The sequence below is a fragment of the Brevibacillus sp. JB24b genome, assembly GCF_051713385.1.
GTDB classification, from domain to species: domain Bacteria; phylum Bacillota; class Bacilli; order Brevibacillales; family Brevibacillaceae; genus Brevibacillus_B; species Brevibacillus_B laterosporus.
In genome coordinates, this window is sequence record NZ_JBNVQV010000001.1 from 2226411 (window position 1) to 2241809 (window position 15399).

Below are 15399 nucleotides of genomic sequence, written 5' to 3' on the forward strand. Positions count from 1 at the left end.
AAAATTCTTGATCCCCTTGTAACGAAATTTAACCCTCCTTAATCGGGAGGGTTTTCATTCTTTTTCTTGACAATCATCTTTGCAACCATTTTGCTTATTTTCATGAAAATTTGCAACCAAACATTAGCTATTTAAAAAACTTACTGATCACCTTAAAAAACATGAGAACCCCCTCCACACATAGTGTAAGAGGGGGTATCTTATTATCTACTGTATTCTTGAACTTCAAAACTCTCAATATGACTGTAGCTAATGAAGTCTTTTCTAGAATTGAAAGGTCCGATGTTGTATTTCTTATTCACGATGTATGCTTCTCTACCGTTTCCTTTTGCTCTACCTTCATACCATTCGGTAAAGTTTCTGATTTCTTCATTTGTCATTTCAAATTCTTTGATTAAACCACTATCCATGTAAATAACTAAGAGTGCATTTCCAGTTGGATTTGGGTTCGGGTTCGGGTCTGGGTTAGGATTAGGATCTGGATTAGGGTTCGGTTCCGGATTAACTAAATCAGAAAAATTTAACTCAACTACTTCGGAAGTAGTATCAGGGGCTTTCCCGCCAATAATGTATAGTTTGCCGTTTATAATACCGTAAGCACCACCATGTCTATAAAACGGGGGTACAGGGTATGTAACTAATTTATTATTATTAACATCATAACTCGATAATGTTGAGGGAGTTACAAATATCATTTTGCCATCAAATTCTAATGTTCCTATGACCATTCCTAATTCTGAGGGAATTTCATCTACTTTTGTCCAGGTATCTTGTAAATGGTTATAAAGGTAAATTGTATTTTTATTATCACCATTGTGAATTACATATATTGAATTGTCTTTTATGAATGATACAGAGTATCCTTTAAAAGGCATCGGATTTTTAGAAACCCAAGAATTTGTTTCAGGATTAAATGAGTATACCAAATTAGTGTAATCAACGTTTCTTTCAATTCCACCAAAAGTATAGATAGTATTATCTAGAGAAATAGCATTAAGATAACGAAGAGGTGTTGGCATAGACTGTGCTGATGTCCATTTGTTTGAAACAGGATCGAACACTTCAACAATGTTGGATGACTTACCATCACTCTCTCCCCCAATGGCATAAAAATTCCCTTGATTTTCTACAAATGCCATACCGTGTCTAGCCTGGGAAGAGCTAGGTAAAGTTTCCCACTCATCTTTTGCTGGATCATATACTTCAAGATTAGAGAAGTTACCATGTCCAATAGATCCCCCATATACGTAAATTTTATCATCGTATACTATTCCACCAACGCCCCATCTAGCTGTCGGCATTGGTGCTTTTTTAACCCATTCCATTTCTTCTGCTGCAAACGAAGACGTTTGAAAACTAAACAAAGTCATAATCATCGCAATAGCGAATAATCCTATTTTCTTTAGGTTCATTTGTTTAACACTTTTACTCTATCTGTTATAGAAAGAGAAAAGTGCTTACCTCCTTTATGAGTGTATGTAAGAATAACGAATAAAAAGCTTTGTAAAAAAATTAGCTATGTCGGCCGACACATTTGCATTATACGAGATTAATTTTCATAAAACAAAACATAAATTGAAAAATATGTAATTAATTATGGTGTATTTTGTATATTTTTAAATAAATATTTTCTTTTTTAATTATGATAGGAAAGAAATGTAATCATGATAGGAGTTCTTATTTTGTGGTCAAAAGATTTTTTGGCTCTATTGTTTGAGTGCTTGCGGACCTAAAGGAGTATTGGAAGAGGAGGGGGTTATCTATTTTTAATACGCAAAAGCCCTCTGACGGAAAAAATAAACCGTTGGAGGACTTTTGTGTTTTTCATGCTTTATTTCTGAATAGTTGGCGTTTCCAATCCAATGAAAACAGCTACAGCTAGCTTTTCCTCATTTAGTACTTGTAGCTCATAATTCTCCGGAGTTAAAAGTGTTTTTTTCTCTTCCTCTGACGGTTTCTCTTTTAATTTGAGTTGTTGTGAGAGAGTATAGGTGTTTTCTTTACCTTTACTCAAATCAATTTGAATAACTGGAGGAGATTCAACAAGTAACTGCCCTATTTTTTTGCTACCCAATACGTCCCCAAATGTAAAATAAATAGGTTTTTCAGTATCCACCATCTTTTCCCTTAAATATTCCGATATAGAAATTTCAAGTTTAAGATCAGCTAAGGTATCTTTTTGGGATATTTGAAGTACAGATGTTTTCAGGTGCTGTCCAGCAATTTCTTTACTGTACTCATTAATCGATTGATAGGTCTTGCTTTCTGTGGATACTCTCTGAATCGTTTCCTCTGATATTTTGTCTACTTTTCCCGAAGATTTATCTACTGCACAACCACTAAATAGAAATAATAAAGCAATGAGAACGGCTGGAATGACTGGTGTTCTTTTCATGTAGTTTTTTTGCTACCTCAATTTTTTGGGATTTTTATCAGCATACTCGGAATATGAGTAATCGGTGTATACATAAGTGGTTTTCTTTGGCTCCCCATGGAAGTACTTCACTATACTCCCACTTGTGCTCACTGCTTTTGATCCGTACTCAATAGTTGTAACAGTATTTGCAGGGATGGTCCAAGTGTAAGTTGTAGTCTCAACAGTTTCCTTTCCAAATGCAACCTCTGCATTTATTCCTACTTTCCCTTGAATTAGCTTCCAATTAACTGCTGTTTCAGCTGATGCGCCTACTTTTCCGGTAACAAATGTTTTTCTTGAGACTGATCTTGTAACAGAGTCATTTTCCGAACCCCTATTTGTTACTTCTGTTTCAAAACTTTTTGATTTATATAAATCCTTTTTGCTCATTTCATAAACGGTTTCATTGAAATCGACATACTGAGGACTAATACCCTTGGGAGTATATTTCGATTCCCTATCTTCTTCAAGAGCATCCTCATAATCATAATTCACAGGAGTATCCCAGACTTTTTCAACGATTTCCAAATCACCTATTGTTTCATGTGTAATAGTAGGTTCATTCATATCCTGAGATTTTGCGAACACAGAACTCCCTCCAGATACTACTAAACAAATTCCTACGGCAATAGAAAGCTTTTTAAAGGCCATTTTTTTGTTCCTCCTATTTTCTATTAATTTCCAATTATATTACCAATTAAATCCAAATATGTAAATATTAATATTAAAGCTATGTATGAAAGGTATATAGAGGACACCTGCGAGAATGTGACCGTGTGTAGGCTTGGTAGTACTTCTTTCATTTACATTCGGTTTAAATACCATTTATAACCATTGCATAATCTCCTCATCATCTAATAAAATAAGAACATACATTCGTATTCAAGGAGATGTTTTGATGGCTAGCAAAATTCTTGATCCACTTGTAACGAAATTTATTTTGCCAGAGCATGTAGAGATTTTACGCCAGTATCACGAGGATAAGAAACTGATCGAGAAACCGATCATTGAAGAGGATGAGTTAGCCGAGTTTTGCTACAGGATATCTGACTCACGTCAGTATGACTATGCATTAACGATTAGCTGGTGGAAAGAAACAAAAGAGGGTAGAGGAGTAATTGAATCTGCTTGGGGATGGGTAGAGAAGTTTGATTCAACGTTTAAACAGATTAAGCTAAAGAATGATGAAGATTTTTGGTGGATACCTGTAGAAGATGTAGTGAAGGTAGATATGTAATCTATAATGAGGAAAGTCGTCTCCTTACATTTAGGAAACGACTTTTTCTTTTGCAAACATTGCAAACCATTTTGCAAACCGACTTCAAGGAACGCAAAGGAACGTGAAGGAACGCAACGGTATCAAAAATATGTAAGAAGTTGCGTTTATGCTGACACGAAGGAACGCGAAGGAACGTAACGGAATGAAACAAAAAGATATTACTCATCTAGTCATTCATGTTATGGAAGGCACATATACTGGATCTATTGATTGGGCACAAAAAGACCATGATAGTAGTGGGGCTTCTTCTGCGCATTACTATGTAAGTGATGACGGTGATATAACTCAAATGGTAAATGATAAGAATGCAGCTTATCACGCAAGAAGTGCAAATTCATACACTATTGGCATTGAACATGAAGGGTATGTTGATGATCCAAAATGGTTTACAAATATTATGTATAGAGAATCTGCAAAACTAGCAGCGAAGTTAGCTTACACCTATGATATCCCAGTTAACAGAAAACACATTAAGGGACATAGCGAGTACCCGAATCAAACACATACTGATCCAGGGAAATATTGGGATTGGGATTACTACATGAAAAAGGTAAAGATATATCACGATAAATTTGTAAATGATGGTAGATAATGAAATGTAACTGCCATCAAATAAGGAGGATCACAAATTGAAGAATCTGTATCAGAAGATGAAAAGGGAGAGACAAAATTGCTAGCATATCGAAGTAAAAAGGGACTGTCAAATACGCTGATTTTGCAAAACGATAAAGTAATAAAAAGCATCTCTTATATGGAGTATCTTGAGGGAGAAAAATTGCCAAGAACAAAGGAAGAGGTTTTCAAAACGTATGGTACAGAGTATAAAATGGAAGTAAAAGATTGCTATGAATCAGCTACGTGTGAAAATTATATTTATACATTTGGTAATGAGGTTCTAGAGTTTTTAACCTATTGGGATAATCAAAAAATTGGTGTAGTAACGTTAAAAACAAAAGCAGCTGATAAACAAGAACTAAGTATTTTGTATGATACTCCTTGGTGCCATTGTAACGTGGCGAATTGGGACTAAAAAAGAAACGGATAGGTTACCCGTTTCTAATCTTCTGGAGTGCGGTCAAGAAAAAGCTTAGTGACTGAAGTATATTCCCCTTTTTCTACTTCATCAGTGCTCGCTTTTTCTTCAAGTGGATCATGACCGTTCATACTTGGAGCTATCGTTGGTTCTTCCTTTGCGGAACGTTGTTTTGAGTCCATTATAATCACCACCCTAATGGATTTGATTCTTTCTAACGTTTAGCTATTTTATGTTCTAGGTTTCACTAATTTTTTAAAATTTATCCAAAGTGATTTAAAAACACACATTATTGGTCAAAAGGGAGATTCGATAGACTTAGAGTTATTTTTAAAAGGCTGTCCTCCCTAATTTTTATTCAATTCGGGGTCTGGTTGGATAACAGTCAGGTGATTTGACCTCAGACACTTCGGATAGCTTCATCAAATAATAACACTCTTCTCTTGACATATGATCGGCCATAAGTGGAGACAACGTTCCTAATATCTCATCCTTCAATCGTAGCTCCTCCAATTCATGCAAAAAGGCCTGAAATAGTTGAATTTCCATTTCAGTCTCATGATTAAAACGATGTAGCGCTGGGAAGTCTGATAAATTTGTCCGTAGGTAACCGGCTAATTCGATTGCTTTGAGATGAAAATGTTCAAATTGTTTTGTAAAGTGCTTGCTTTTTTGCTTGTAGTCATGTTCCACCATATCTAGGTGTGAAGTGATGGTATCAGCATGCCCCACAGCATCCAAGAGCCAAACCAGATGATAGTAAAGGGGATGAGATGTAAGAGGCCAATTATCGGATAGACAAGCCTCAAGGATTCGTTGATATTCTTCCAGTTCATTAACCATATGGTTTATAAAAGTTGGAGGAAGACTGATGGAAATTTTACCAATAAGATGTCGTTCTAGAAGATGAAGCTTAAACTGGCGTAAGTTTTGCGTTTCACTGTTTGCCTGTTGGTTGAGCGTATTGATTTCTTCAGCAGACAGATTATTGCGTGCATATTCCAATAATCTGTCAAATGTGTGGATAAAGTAGTTAGCTCGCTCGATCTCTGCTTGCTCTTTCGGAGCTAATGATTCAAAAATAAACCGGGAATGATCCCCCAGAATTTGTAGCCAGAATCGGTGCTCAAACAAAATATTCTCTCGAGTATTGTTATTCACGTTGTCCCCTCCCTTATATAGTCCAGAATATGTATGTAAAGCTAGAGGTATGTTATGGGGGTCTCTAGATAATCTAAAGGTGGGGATATTACGCCGTATGTGGAGGGAGATCAATGTCTAAAAAAAGGTGACCAAGTGGCATGCACACATGCACAGAAGCTGAGATTTTCAAATAATTACGGTAAAATCTGGTCTTGTCAAACGGATGATGGATTTACAGCGAAAAGTGGGACACAAGTGGTGTTTTTAGAAGGTTTTAGTGGTTATTTTTCAACAGTGATTTTACAAAAAGTAAACCTTGAATTTCTCAGGGAGGAGGCACAGTGATCGTACATCAGATCATGGAAACATTGGGAACCAAGGTGATGGGGTGGTTTGAACAGAAATTCAGATAAGGTTTATCCAATAAAAGACTACTAAACAAAACTAATTATACTCATGAGTGTTTCCTTTTTTATCAATAATTACTGAACCATCTTCTTGGAGTTCAGCAAAAAACACATCCTTTAATGAGGTAATGCCTTGCTTGTCTAATTCTTGAAGTAGCCATTTTTTATTGAGGTTAAATTCTTTCAGATTCTTCTCCACAATCTGACCATCTACGATTAATTCTGAAGGGAAAATGGTTACTTCTGCCTTATTTATCTTCAAATCTTCTCTCGTTACACTAGTAGCACCCTTTGTTTTCATTACACTTAGACGACCGTTAGGTTCTAAAATGGCATATGCAACATCCTTAATTGTAAATACATGTTCTTCACGCAACAACATGCTCAGGTCATCCATGTTCATTCGAACCCGGGCTAAAGCGTCTGCCATAATTTTTCCTTTTTTAATAAGGATTGTGGGTTGACCATCAAGTATAACTCTTGCTTTGTTCGATTTTAGACTAATGTACTCAACAAGAATAGTTAGTAAGGACCACATGATAAGTGAAAAAATAGCTTCAATAAAGTTGATGTGTTTGTCGAATGCAGAAGATGCTGCCATTGATCCAATTGTAATTCCAGTAACGTAATTAAAGAAAGTAAGATGACTAAGTTGTTTTTTACCTAAAATTCTCGTTAACAGTAACAGAGTCAAAAAGCTAAAGAATGTTCTACCAGCTATGTCAAGTAAAGCAACATTGTTAACCATAAAAAAACCTCCGATTGGCTGTTGACCTTCGATTATTTAAAAAATAATCTATGCAGTGATCTTGATAGTTAAGAGAAGGAAGCCAATGAACAGAAAGATTGACGAGAAAGTTGCAGAGTGCCTGGGGTGAAAGGAAGAACAACAGATCATTGCAACACTGGTAACTGAGGTAATGGGGAGGGATATCGACACACCATATTAAAAGGGTTTAGGTAAAAGTTAAAGACAAGCTGGAGTAATGACCTCTCCCTTGTTCATTACTCCAGCAATCCCAGTTCTTCGTAAACTTTAATTGAGACGACACCGTTCTGTGTCAAATGACGGTCGCGTTGAAACTTTTTTAGTGCAGCAGTGGTATTTGAGCGAAACTTGCCATCACATTTCCCATTAAAGTATCCGGCGCTTTTCAAACGGGATTGAATCAGTTGTACATCGCCACCAACATCACCTTCGGCTAAATCTCTTGGATTTTGATTCGGGTCCCCTAATATATGCCCGTAAATCGTAACTTTTGTTCCGAGTGGAATTATATCGAATAATTCTAGAATGTCTCTGTTGCGCATTCGGATACAACCGTGGCTCAGATGCTGTCCAATGGAATATGGCTTGTTCGTGCCATGTATGCCATAAATTCCCCAAGGAACGTTTAAACCTAGCCACCGCGGTCCAAAAGAGGGTCCCCAGTTTTTTCCTTTGTATATAACCTTGTACTCACCAACAGGTGTAGGGGTGGACGGATTACCAACAGAGATAGGATATATTTTTATTTTTTGACCATGTTTCCGAACAATTAATTGGTGTTGCAGAGGGTGAATGTCAATGCAATAGATTCCTTGATCAACTACAATCGGTAGCGATAGATCGGCATAAACAGGCTGGTAACCATTTAGTTCAAACATGATCAAAATGAGAAAAATAGTTGCAATGGCTCTAAAAAGAGGGGAAATTCGATTCATCATTAATCACTACTTTATCCAATAGTTATCTGATCCACTCGATATCATTTAACATGTGTCATCTTTTAAAAATTTATTTAAGCATTATGTGGAGAAATAAAAAAAGTCCCTTCATCATGAGATACGTGTGTTTGTGAAGCTGTTATACCTATGAGCAGATGGTGAGGGGGAATGATTGATGAACACAATACACGAGCAATTAGCTATGTTTCCACCTATACATGAGAAAGCAGTTAGAAAAGTGTTGCTAGAGAGTAAAAGAGTATAAAGCACTACGGGTTGCTGTAAAGGATCAGAAGAAGCAAGCCGAAAACGGGATTGTACAACTGTTTCCGCATCTTAATCCAACAAAGATGGCAAATGACTTAAATGTTTACTTAGATTTAGGGCTAACAAAGAATCAATACTACATCAAAAAAGGAGAGGCAACCTCTCAAATTGCTACGGCACTCGGTATCATTTGAGTGCCGATTTTTATTTCATTATACCAGACGCTGTTGCCCTTATTATTTCAGAGTGTTATGTTGTGCTCCTAAAGCCATCGAAAAAATTTAAGTTGTTACGCTTTTGCTTCAATAACTATGAAGACATGCGGGGAATAAAGTGGATATCATTGTTTGACATTTTGTATTGTCATCGTTTTATTAGGCTACAGGCTCCTGCCCATTATTGCCCATTTTATATTCCTATAAATAGGCAACTGCATAGGATAAAAGGTAAATCATGAAATCATGGGAGGAGAATGAAAATGTACCCTAGATCATGCCATCACTATCAATGGCATAATACAATGCATAACAACAATTGGAGTTATAATTGGAATCCTCATTATTACAATTGGAATAACAACTGGAATCCTTATTATAAAAACATCATTTTAAAAGATTATGGACAAAGACCATTTGTAGTAAATATTGACCAAGCTACTAAGCAAAACAATACTTACCGCACCGCTATATGGACAGGGAAACACTTTCAAGTGACTCTGATGAGTATAAATGTTGGAGATGACATCGGGTTAGAAGTCCATCCGACAACTGATCAATTCATACGTATTGAGGAAGGTCAGGGACTTGTTCAAATGGGTGATAGCAAAGACAAATTAGATTTTCAAGAAATGGCCTATGATGGCTATGCAATTATGATACCTGCTGGAACATGGCACAATGTGACCAATACCGGTAATAAACCACTAAAAATTTACGTTATCTATGCGCCACCTGAGCATCCATATGGTACTGTTCATGAAACAAAAGCAAATGCTATGGCTGCTGAACGGGTTCGATAGCTGAATACTGTAGTAACAAAAACCGCCTTGAAGGTGGTTTTTGTTGTTGGTTCGAAGGTCAAAAAATTAAAAACCCGACAAAAAGCAGGACAAAAACATGGATAAAAATAGAGAGAATGCTGGACGTTTTTAAAAGGCGAAATCGGTACTCTTGTAGTAAGAACTCGAACACGTGTCCTTGGGAGAAGCGCCTACCCCTTATCAACGACGTACTCAAGCAATCTATGGATGTTGAGGAATGCTGAGGGGCATTCTGAGCCTGAACGCGTTAGTTTGGGACGGAAGGTATTCTGATTACCCAACTTTAATTGAGTGTTGCAACTTTTGGGCTGGACTCAGAGATACAAAAAATGAGCTTATAGCATGGATTCCAAGGTTAGAAATTATTCTTCGTGAAGGGGAAAGTAAAGTATTTCCTCCATTTGATCGTTATTCTCACTTAAATGAAATGCTTTCTACTTGGGTTGTTCATGATTTAACACACATTGCTCAAATTGTACGGGTAATGGCCGAGAGATACAGGGCGGACGTTGGGCCTTGGAAAGAATATTTAGGTATATTGAAAAATTAATGATGGCATGAAAAAAATATTAGATTCTTGATACGATAATAAAACTTATAGTAAAGAAAAAAAGGGGTCACCTGATAGTGAATCCCTTTCCTCTTTATTCCAATTATATTCCTCTTACCATACTGTCATTTTCTGTTCATAATCCACAATCTTATCTTCTTGTTGTAGGGTAATTCCAATGTCGTCTAAACCATGTAACAGGCAATACCTGCGATAAGTATCTACTTCGAAAGGATAGGAGAGACCGTTGCCATCCTCCACTACTTGACGTTCTAGATCAATTGTTAATGTATACCCCTCCGTAGACTCCGTACGTGTAAATAATTCCTCTACTTGTACCTCTGTCAGTTTAATTGGCAAAATTCCATTCTTAAAGCAGTTATTATAAAAGATATCTGCAAAGGAAGGGGCAATGATTACTCGAAATCCAAAATCTAATAAAGCCCAAGGTGCATGCTCGCGTGAGGAACCACACCCAAAGTTATTACGTGCAAGGAGGATAGTTGCTCCTTCATAACGCGGCTGATGGAGGACAAATGAATCAATTCGCTCGCCTTCAATCGTAAAGCGCCATTCATAAAACAAGAATTGTCCAAAGCCTGTACGTTCAATGCGTTTTAAAAATTGTTTGGGGATAATAGCATCTGTATCGATATTGGCCCGATCGACAGGAGCGGCCAAGCCAGTCACTTTTACAAAGGGTTCCATAGATAGTGCCTCCTTTTAAATGTAGGGGTAGTGCCCATGCTTTTTTGACAAGAGATTACATGTGCTGAGTACATGTAATCATCCTTATCCAAATACAATCTGATAGATTGCAAAAGCCCCTAAGTCTTGCTATGCATACTTACACCACAGCAGCAGTGTTCAGCCACTCTCGGACATCAACGAACCTACCTGCGACAGCAGCGGCAACAGCCATTTCAGGACTAACTAAATGGGTTCGTCCATCACGTCCTTGACGTCCTTCAAAGTTACGGTTAGAAGTGGAGGCGCAACGCTCACCTGGTGACAAAATATCTGGGTTCATCGCAAGACACATGGAACAACCTGATTCTCGCCACTCAAAGCCAGCCTCGGTAAAAATATGGTGTAACCCTTCCTGTTCAGCACGTTCCTTAACTGCTTGTGACCCCGGTACAACCATGGCATTGACTTGAGAAGATACCTTGCGACCTTTAGCTACAGCAGCGGCACGGCGCAAATCTTCAATCCGTCCGTTTGTACAGGAGCCAATAAACACACGATCGATAGGGATGTCGGTCATGGGAGTACCTGCAGATAACCCCATATAAGTAAGGGCGTCTCGTGCTGCCTTTTGATCGGTTTGGCTAACAAATTCTTCGGGATGAGGGACGTTTCTAGTAATACCAGTACCCATTCCTGGACTAGTTCCCCAGGTTACCTGTGGCTCAATATCGCTCGCTTGGAGGTCAACGTAAGCATCATATACGGCACCTTCATCCGTTACTAACTCTTTCCATGCAGCAACAGCTTGTTCGAAAGCCTCTCCCTGAGGGACATGACGTCGACCTTTCAGGTAAGCAAAAGTAGTGTCATCTGGAGCGATTAAGCCAGCACGTGCACCTGCTTCAATGGACATATTACAAACTGTCATCCGTTCTTCCATAGTTAAATGACGGATAGCTTCCCCCGTATATTCAACAACATAACCTGTGGCAAAGTCAGTGCCGAATTTTGCGATAATAGCTAAAATTAAATCTTTTGCAGAGACACCTAGCGGCATTGGACCTTTTACATGTACTTCCATTGTTTTTGGTTTTGCTTGCTGTAAGCATTGTGTTGCTAACACATGTTCTACCTCACTAGTTCCGATTCCAAAAGCAAGAGCACCAAAAGCTCCATGTGTAGAGGTATGACTATCTCCACAAACGATTGTTTTCCCAGGATGAGTTAATCCAAGTTCTGGTCCAATAACGTGCACAATTCCTTGATCAGGGCTGTCTAAATCTGCAAGTGGTACGCCAAAATCTCGACAGTTATTTGTTAAGGTCTCCATCTGTGTAAGTGAGATTGGATCTTCTACAAGGTAGCGGTTCTTCGTAGGTACGTTGTGATCCATTGTTGCAAAAGTAAGATCGGGGCGGCGCACTTTTCGATTAGCCAGACGTAATCCTTCAAAAGCCTGAGGGGATGTTACTTCATGAACTAGATGTAGATCGATATATAATAAGCTAGGTTTTCCAGTTTCTTCGTAAATGACGTGCTGATCCCAGATTTTTTCAAATAGTGTGCGTGCTTTCATCGGACTTCCGCTCCTTCACATTTTATCGCGTTCCTGCTTTTGTTAGTTGTACCATGGATAAAGAAATAGCACAAAGATATAATGATTATAGAATCGATAGGAATTACCTATAAGCATAGAAACAAAGAACAGGCGGAGATATAGATGGAATTGCGACAAATACGTTACGTGATGATGGTAGCTCAAGAAAAAAGTTTCTCCCGTGCAGCGGAGAAACTCCATTTAGCACAACCATCGCTTAGTCAACAAATTGCAAAATTAGAGCGTGAGTGGGGAATTCTTTTGTTTCACCGATTGCCACAACGAGTTGAGTTAACGGATGCAGGTAATCGATTTATACAGTTAGCCACTGAACTTATTGTGAAAGCAGATGCCTTAGAACGTGAAATGTATCAATTTGCAGAAGGGAATGCTGGGAGAATCGTCGTGGGTAGCCTACCGATCACAGGGGCATTTGTGTTACCCGAAGCTTTTTCAGCCTTTACCAAGCGCTATCCTCGCATCGAGGTTACTTTAATAGAAGAAACATCGAGTAATCTAGAACAGATGCTGGTTCATGGTAAGTTAGATATGAGCCTGCTAACAATGCCTATACAACATCCTGCATTATTAACAACTACGGTATTACAAGAGGAAATTTATTTGTCTTTACCACCTCAACATCCATTTGCGAAGGAGCAGGTTGTCGATTTAAAGGCATTGGCAGATGAACCATTTATTTTATTAAAAGAAGGGCAAGGATTTCGCACGATCTCACTGTCATTGTGCGAGCAGGCTGGATTTATGCCTAAGGTCGTGTTTGAAAGCTCAAATATCCAGACGGTGCAAGCATTGGTAGCATCGGGTATGGGGGTTTCTTTCGCTCCTCATATGATTACAGGAGCGATGAACGGTAACGTCTGTCCAACCTATGTGCATCTATCAACGCACCCTAATCGAACCTTGGTAGTTGCATCCCATAAAGATAAGCATTTATCTACCCCCATGCTAGCATTACGTGAAGAGATAGCTTTAGCAGGGAAGCAGTACTCACTAAACCTCATGTAGAGACAAAAAAGTGGCAGGTGTGTTACACTAACAACAAAACATGCATGGAAAGGAAGGATACACACATGAGAGAGATTAAAACAGAAGAAGCATTCCAAGAAGCCATCCGTTCTTCCAAACCGGTTGTTGTTAAATTTTATACAACTTGGTGCCCTGACTGCTTTCGGATTGATCCGTTTATGCCCGAATTAGAGGAAGCGTATAAAGAGAAAGTGGATATGATAGCAGTTAACCGTGATGACCTTCCTGAACTGTCCCAACAACTAGAGATCATGGGTATCCCTAGCTTTGTTACGTTCAAGAACGGCAAGGAAGTCATACGTTTTGTAAGCAAACTAGCTAAAAGTCGTGAAGAGATCGAGCAATTTTTAGATCGTTCTGTACAAATTAGTGCGGAACTTTAATGAAAGAATCGCTCTTCAAAACGTACAGACACATAACTTCTGAAAACATTCTGAGCAGATTTTGTTGGAAACGCTCATATCTATAAACAAATAAAGAACAACTGGGAGTTCTTTCAAGGAGGGTTCAGCTTGCGAAGCAATGTATGCATCGCGCATCGAGGTTGGTCAGGAATTGCTCCAGAAAATACATTGGCGTCTATCCGAATGGCACTGGAACACCCGGAGATAGATGGGATCGAATTTGACGTTCAGCTAACGAGGGACCTAATTCCTGTGGTTATTCACGATTATTCGTTGGAACGTACCACAAATGGAACTGGATGGGTTAAAGATCATACGTTTGCTGAGTTGCGTTCTCTGGATGCGGGCAGTTGGTTCAACGATCAATTTGTCGGCGAGACGATCCCCTCCTTGGAAGAAGTGCTCATTGCCAATCGCGAGAAAAAATGGCTTAATATTGAGCTAAAGCAGATGATGGCAAGCAAGGAACAGGTGCTGGAAGAAAAAGTGATCCGTTTAATTGAACAGTATGATATGGAAGAACATGTGATCATTACTTCATTTCAGCATCAGAGCGTCTATCATGTAAAAAGATTGGCACCACGTTTGCAGGTGGGACCGTTGATTTATGGTATGCCACTTTTATTACACGAACAAGCCCAGCATATAGGAGCCGATGTATTATCGCTCGCGTATCCTTATTTGACCCAGGAGATTGTGCAACAAGCAAAGGATTGGGGTTATCATATCATAGCTTGGACAGTAGATGATCCAGAGCATATGCGAGAGTTAGCTCAATTAGGATCGCATGTACATATATGCACGAATCATCCCGATAGATGGTTTTCATGGAAAGGAAGTACGACATGATTTCAATGAATAGAGAGGGAGAGTGGCTGCTTGGCACGCTAGGTGAACAAGAGGCTGCTTTTTCTTTTGGAGACTTACTTCGAAAAAGATGGGGATTTCCGAAAAAAACGGCGCATCTTTTATTTCAAAACAAAGAGATTGTAGTCAACGGCCAGCCAGCAACTCAAGTCCAAAAAACAATAAGCGGGCAACTGATTGCTATGCGCGTTTGTCAAGAAGAGGAGTTGGGGCTTGAGCCAGTCAAGGGACGGTTACAAATTGCGTATGAAGACGATCATGTACTGATTGTAGATAAACCAGCCGGGTTGCTTTTACATCCTACTGAACCTACTCACCATGAGACATTGGACCATTGGGTAGCTGGTTATTTTAAAGAACAGAACATCAAGAACAAGGTTCGGCATATTCATCGATTGGATCAAGATACTTCCGGATTGGTGATGTATGCTAAACATCCACTCGCTGGAGCTATGCTTGCTGAGAGACTGGAAAGACGGGATATTTCTCGCCAGTACATCGCTTTTGTAGAAGGGATTATGCAAGAAGAGCAAGGAAAAATAGAGGCGCCTATAGGAAAAGATCGCCATCATGCAACGAGAAGGCGAGTTTCTCCACAGGGTGACCGGGCTGTTACTCATTTTAATGTGATTGAACGCTATCGTGATGCTACTCAAGTATCCTGTCGTCTTGAAACAGGACGGACGCATCAGATTCGTGTTCATTTAGCTTATATGGGATATCCATTGCTCGGAGATATTTTGTATGGAGCTAGAAAAAAACAGGCCCTTCAAAACAGACAAGCATTACATGCAGCCAAACTTCAATTTATCCATCCATTCGGGGAGCAGCATGTGGAGGTCACAGCAAAATTACCACAGGATTTACAGGAACTAAAGAAACGATTGTAAACCAAATAAAGCCGTCCTTTTTACGACAAAGATTAGGAAAAGCTGTAAGCCAGGAAACGAATG

18 protein-coding genes are annotated in these 15399 nt (G+C 38.8%); 9 read left to right on the plus strand and 9 right to left on the minus strand.

Features of this window, described 5'->3' with window-relative positions; translation table 11 throughout:
- Positions 1–203 precede the first annotated feature (203 nt).
- From ACQV1I_RS11015 to ACQV1I_RS11025, 3 genes are all read right to left on the minus strand, one after another.
- Positions 204–1412: a Kelch repeat-containing protein gene (locus ACQV1I_RS11015; RefSeq protein ID WP_116334433.1), complete on the minus strand. Its 1209-nt coding sequence runs from the start codon at positions 1410–1412 to the stop codon at positions 204–206.
- 419 nt (positions 1413–1831) lie between these two features.
- The gene (locus ACQV1I_RS11020; RefSeq protein ID WP_116334432.1) at positions 1832–2395 is read right to left on the minus strand and encodes a hypothetical protein; all 564 of its coding nucleotides are present in this window, start codon (positions 2393–2395) and stop codon (positions 1832–1834) included.
- A gap of 12 nt (positions 2396–2407) precedes the next feature.
- Complete coding sequence (locus ACQV1I_RS11025) at positions 2408–3067, minus strand: hypothetical protein (protein ID WP_116334431.1); 660 nt, start codon at positions 3065–3067, stop codon at positions 2408–2410.
- Between the two features lie 247 nt (positions 3068–3314).
- On the opposite strand from ACQV1I_RS11025, the gene ACQV1I_RS11030 reads away from it, so the two are divergent.
- The 3 genes from ACQV1I_RS11030 (at position 3315) to ACQV1I_RS11040 (ending at position 4725) form a co-directional block, all read left to right on the plus strand.
- A complete protein-coding gene (locus tag ACQV1I_RS11030) occupies positions 3315–3653 on the plus strand; it encodes a YolD-like family protein (RefSeq protein ID WP_116334430.1) in 339 nt (112 codons plus the stop codon).
- 184 nt (positions 3654–3837) lie between these two features.
- Complete coding sequence (locus ACQV1I_RS11035) at positions 3838–4287, plus strand: N-acetylmuramoyl-L-alanine amidase (protein ID WP_236645823.1); 450 nt, start codon at positions 3838–3840, stop codon at positions 4285–4287.
- A 78-nt stretch (positions 4288–4365) separates the two neighbouring features.
- On the plus strand, positions 4366–4725 hold the full coding sequence (locus ACQV1I_RS11040; RefSeq protein ID WP_236645822.1) for a hypothetical protein: 360 nt from the start codon (positions 4366–4368) through the stop codon (positions 4723–4725).
- 26 nt (positions 4726–4751) lie between these two features.
- Here ACQV1I_RS11040 and ACQV1I_RS11045 read toward each other — a convergent pair whose 3' ends face one another.
- From ACQV1I_RS11045 to ACQV1I_RS11060, 4 genes are all read right to left on the minus strand, one after another.
- The gene (locus ACQV1I_RS11045; protein WP_176452319.1) at positions 4752–4910 is read right to left on the minus strand and encodes a hypothetical protein; all 159 of its coding nucleotides are present in this window, start codon (positions 4908–4910) and stop codon (positions 4752–4754) included.
- Positions 4911–5082: 172 nt separating this feature from the next.
- Positions 5083–5889: a DUF2935 domain-containing protein gene (locus tag ACQV1I_RS11050; RefSeq protein ID WP_116334429.1), complete on the minus strand. Its 807-nt coding sequence runs from the start codon at positions 5887–5889 to the stop codon at positions 5083–5085.
- 426 nt (positions 5890–6315) lie between these two features.
- Positions 6316–7026 carry a YetF domain-containing protein gene (locus ACQV1I_RS11055; protein ID WP_116334427.1) on the minus strand — a complete coding sequence of 237 codons (711 nt, stop codon included), beginning with the start codon at positions 7024–7026 and terminating at the stop codon, positions 6316–6318.
- 257 nt (positions 7027–7283) lie between these two features.
- Positions 7284–7925, minus strand: a complete 642-nt coding sequence (locus tag ACQV1I_RS11060; RefSeq protein WP_438769962.1) for a L,D-transpeptidase family protein — start codon at positions 7923–7925, stop codon at positions 7284–7286.
- Between the two features lie 805 nt (positions 7926–8730).
- Here ACQV1I_RS11060 and ACQV1I_RS11065 point away from each other — a divergent pair.
- Both ACQV1I_RS11065 and ACQV1I_RS11070 read left to right on the plus strand, forming a co-directional pair.
- Complete coding sequence (locus tag ACQV1I_RS11065) at positions 8731–9270, plus strand: cupin domain-containing protein (protein WP_116334425.1); 540 nt, start codon at positions 8731–8733, stop codon at positions 9268–9270.
- A 238-nt stretch (positions 9271–9508) separates the two neighbouring features.
- On the plus strand, positions 9509–9841 hold the full coding sequence (locus tag ACQV1I_RS11070) for a hypothetical protein (protein ID WP_116334424.1): 333 nt from the start codon (positions 9509–9511) through the stop codon (positions 9839–9841).
- 114 nt (positions 9842–9955) lie between these two features.
- Here the strand turns inward: ACQV1I_RS11070 and leuD are convergent, their stop codons facing one another.
- Both leuD and leuC read right to left on the minus strand, forming a co-directional pair.
- Entirely contained in the window at positions 9956–10549 is a 594-nt protein-coding gene (gene leuD, locus ACQV1I_RS11075) for a 3-isopropylmalate dehydratase small subunit (RefSeq protein WP_116334423.1), read from the minus strand.
- Positions 10550–10688: 139 nt separating this feature from the next.
- The gene (leuC, locus tag ACQV1I_RS11080; protein WP_116334422.1) at positions 10689–12107 is read right to left on the minus strand and encodes a 3-isopropylmalate dehydratase large subunit; all 1419 of its coding nucleotides are present in this window, start codon (positions 12105–12107) and stop codon (positions 10689–10691) included.
- Positions 12108–12251: 144 nt separating this feature from the next.
- On the opposite strand from leuC, the gene ACQV1I_RS11085 reads away from it, so the two are divergent.
- The 4 genes from ACQV1I_RS11085 (at position 12252) to ACQV1I_RS11100 (ending at position 15336) form a co-directional block, all read left to right on the plus strand.
- Positions 12252–13154 carry a LysR family transcriptional regulator gene (locus ACQV1I_RS11085; RefSeq protein ID WP_116334421.1) on the plus strand — a complete coding sequence of 301 codons (903 nt, stop codon included), beginning with the start codon at positions 12252–12254 and terminating at the stop codon, positions 13152–13154.
- Positions 13155–13171: 17 nt separating this feature from the next.
- Positions 13172–13558: a thioredoxin family protein gene (locus ACQV1I_RS11090; RefSeq protein ID WP_255193548.1), complete on the plus strand. Its 387-nt coding sequence runs from the start codon at positions 13172–13174 to the stop codon at positions 13556–13558.
- Positions 13559–13687: 129 nt separating this feature from the next.
- Positions 13688–14428: a glycerophosphodiester phosphodiesterase gene (locus ACQV1I_RS11095; protein ID WP_018669991.1), complete on the plus strand. Its 741-nt coding sequence runs from the start codon at positions 13688–13690 to the stop codon at positions 14426–14428.
- A complete protein-coding gene (locus ACQV1I_RS11100; RefSeq protein WP_116334420.1) occupies positions 14425–15336 on the plus strand; it encodes an RluA family pseudouridine synthase in 912 nt (303 codons plus the stop codon). The genes ACQV1I_RS11095 and ACQV1I_RS11100 overlap by 4 nt, the downstream gene beginning before the upstream one ends.
- The last annotated feature ends 63 nt before the right edge of the window (positions 15337–15399 follow it).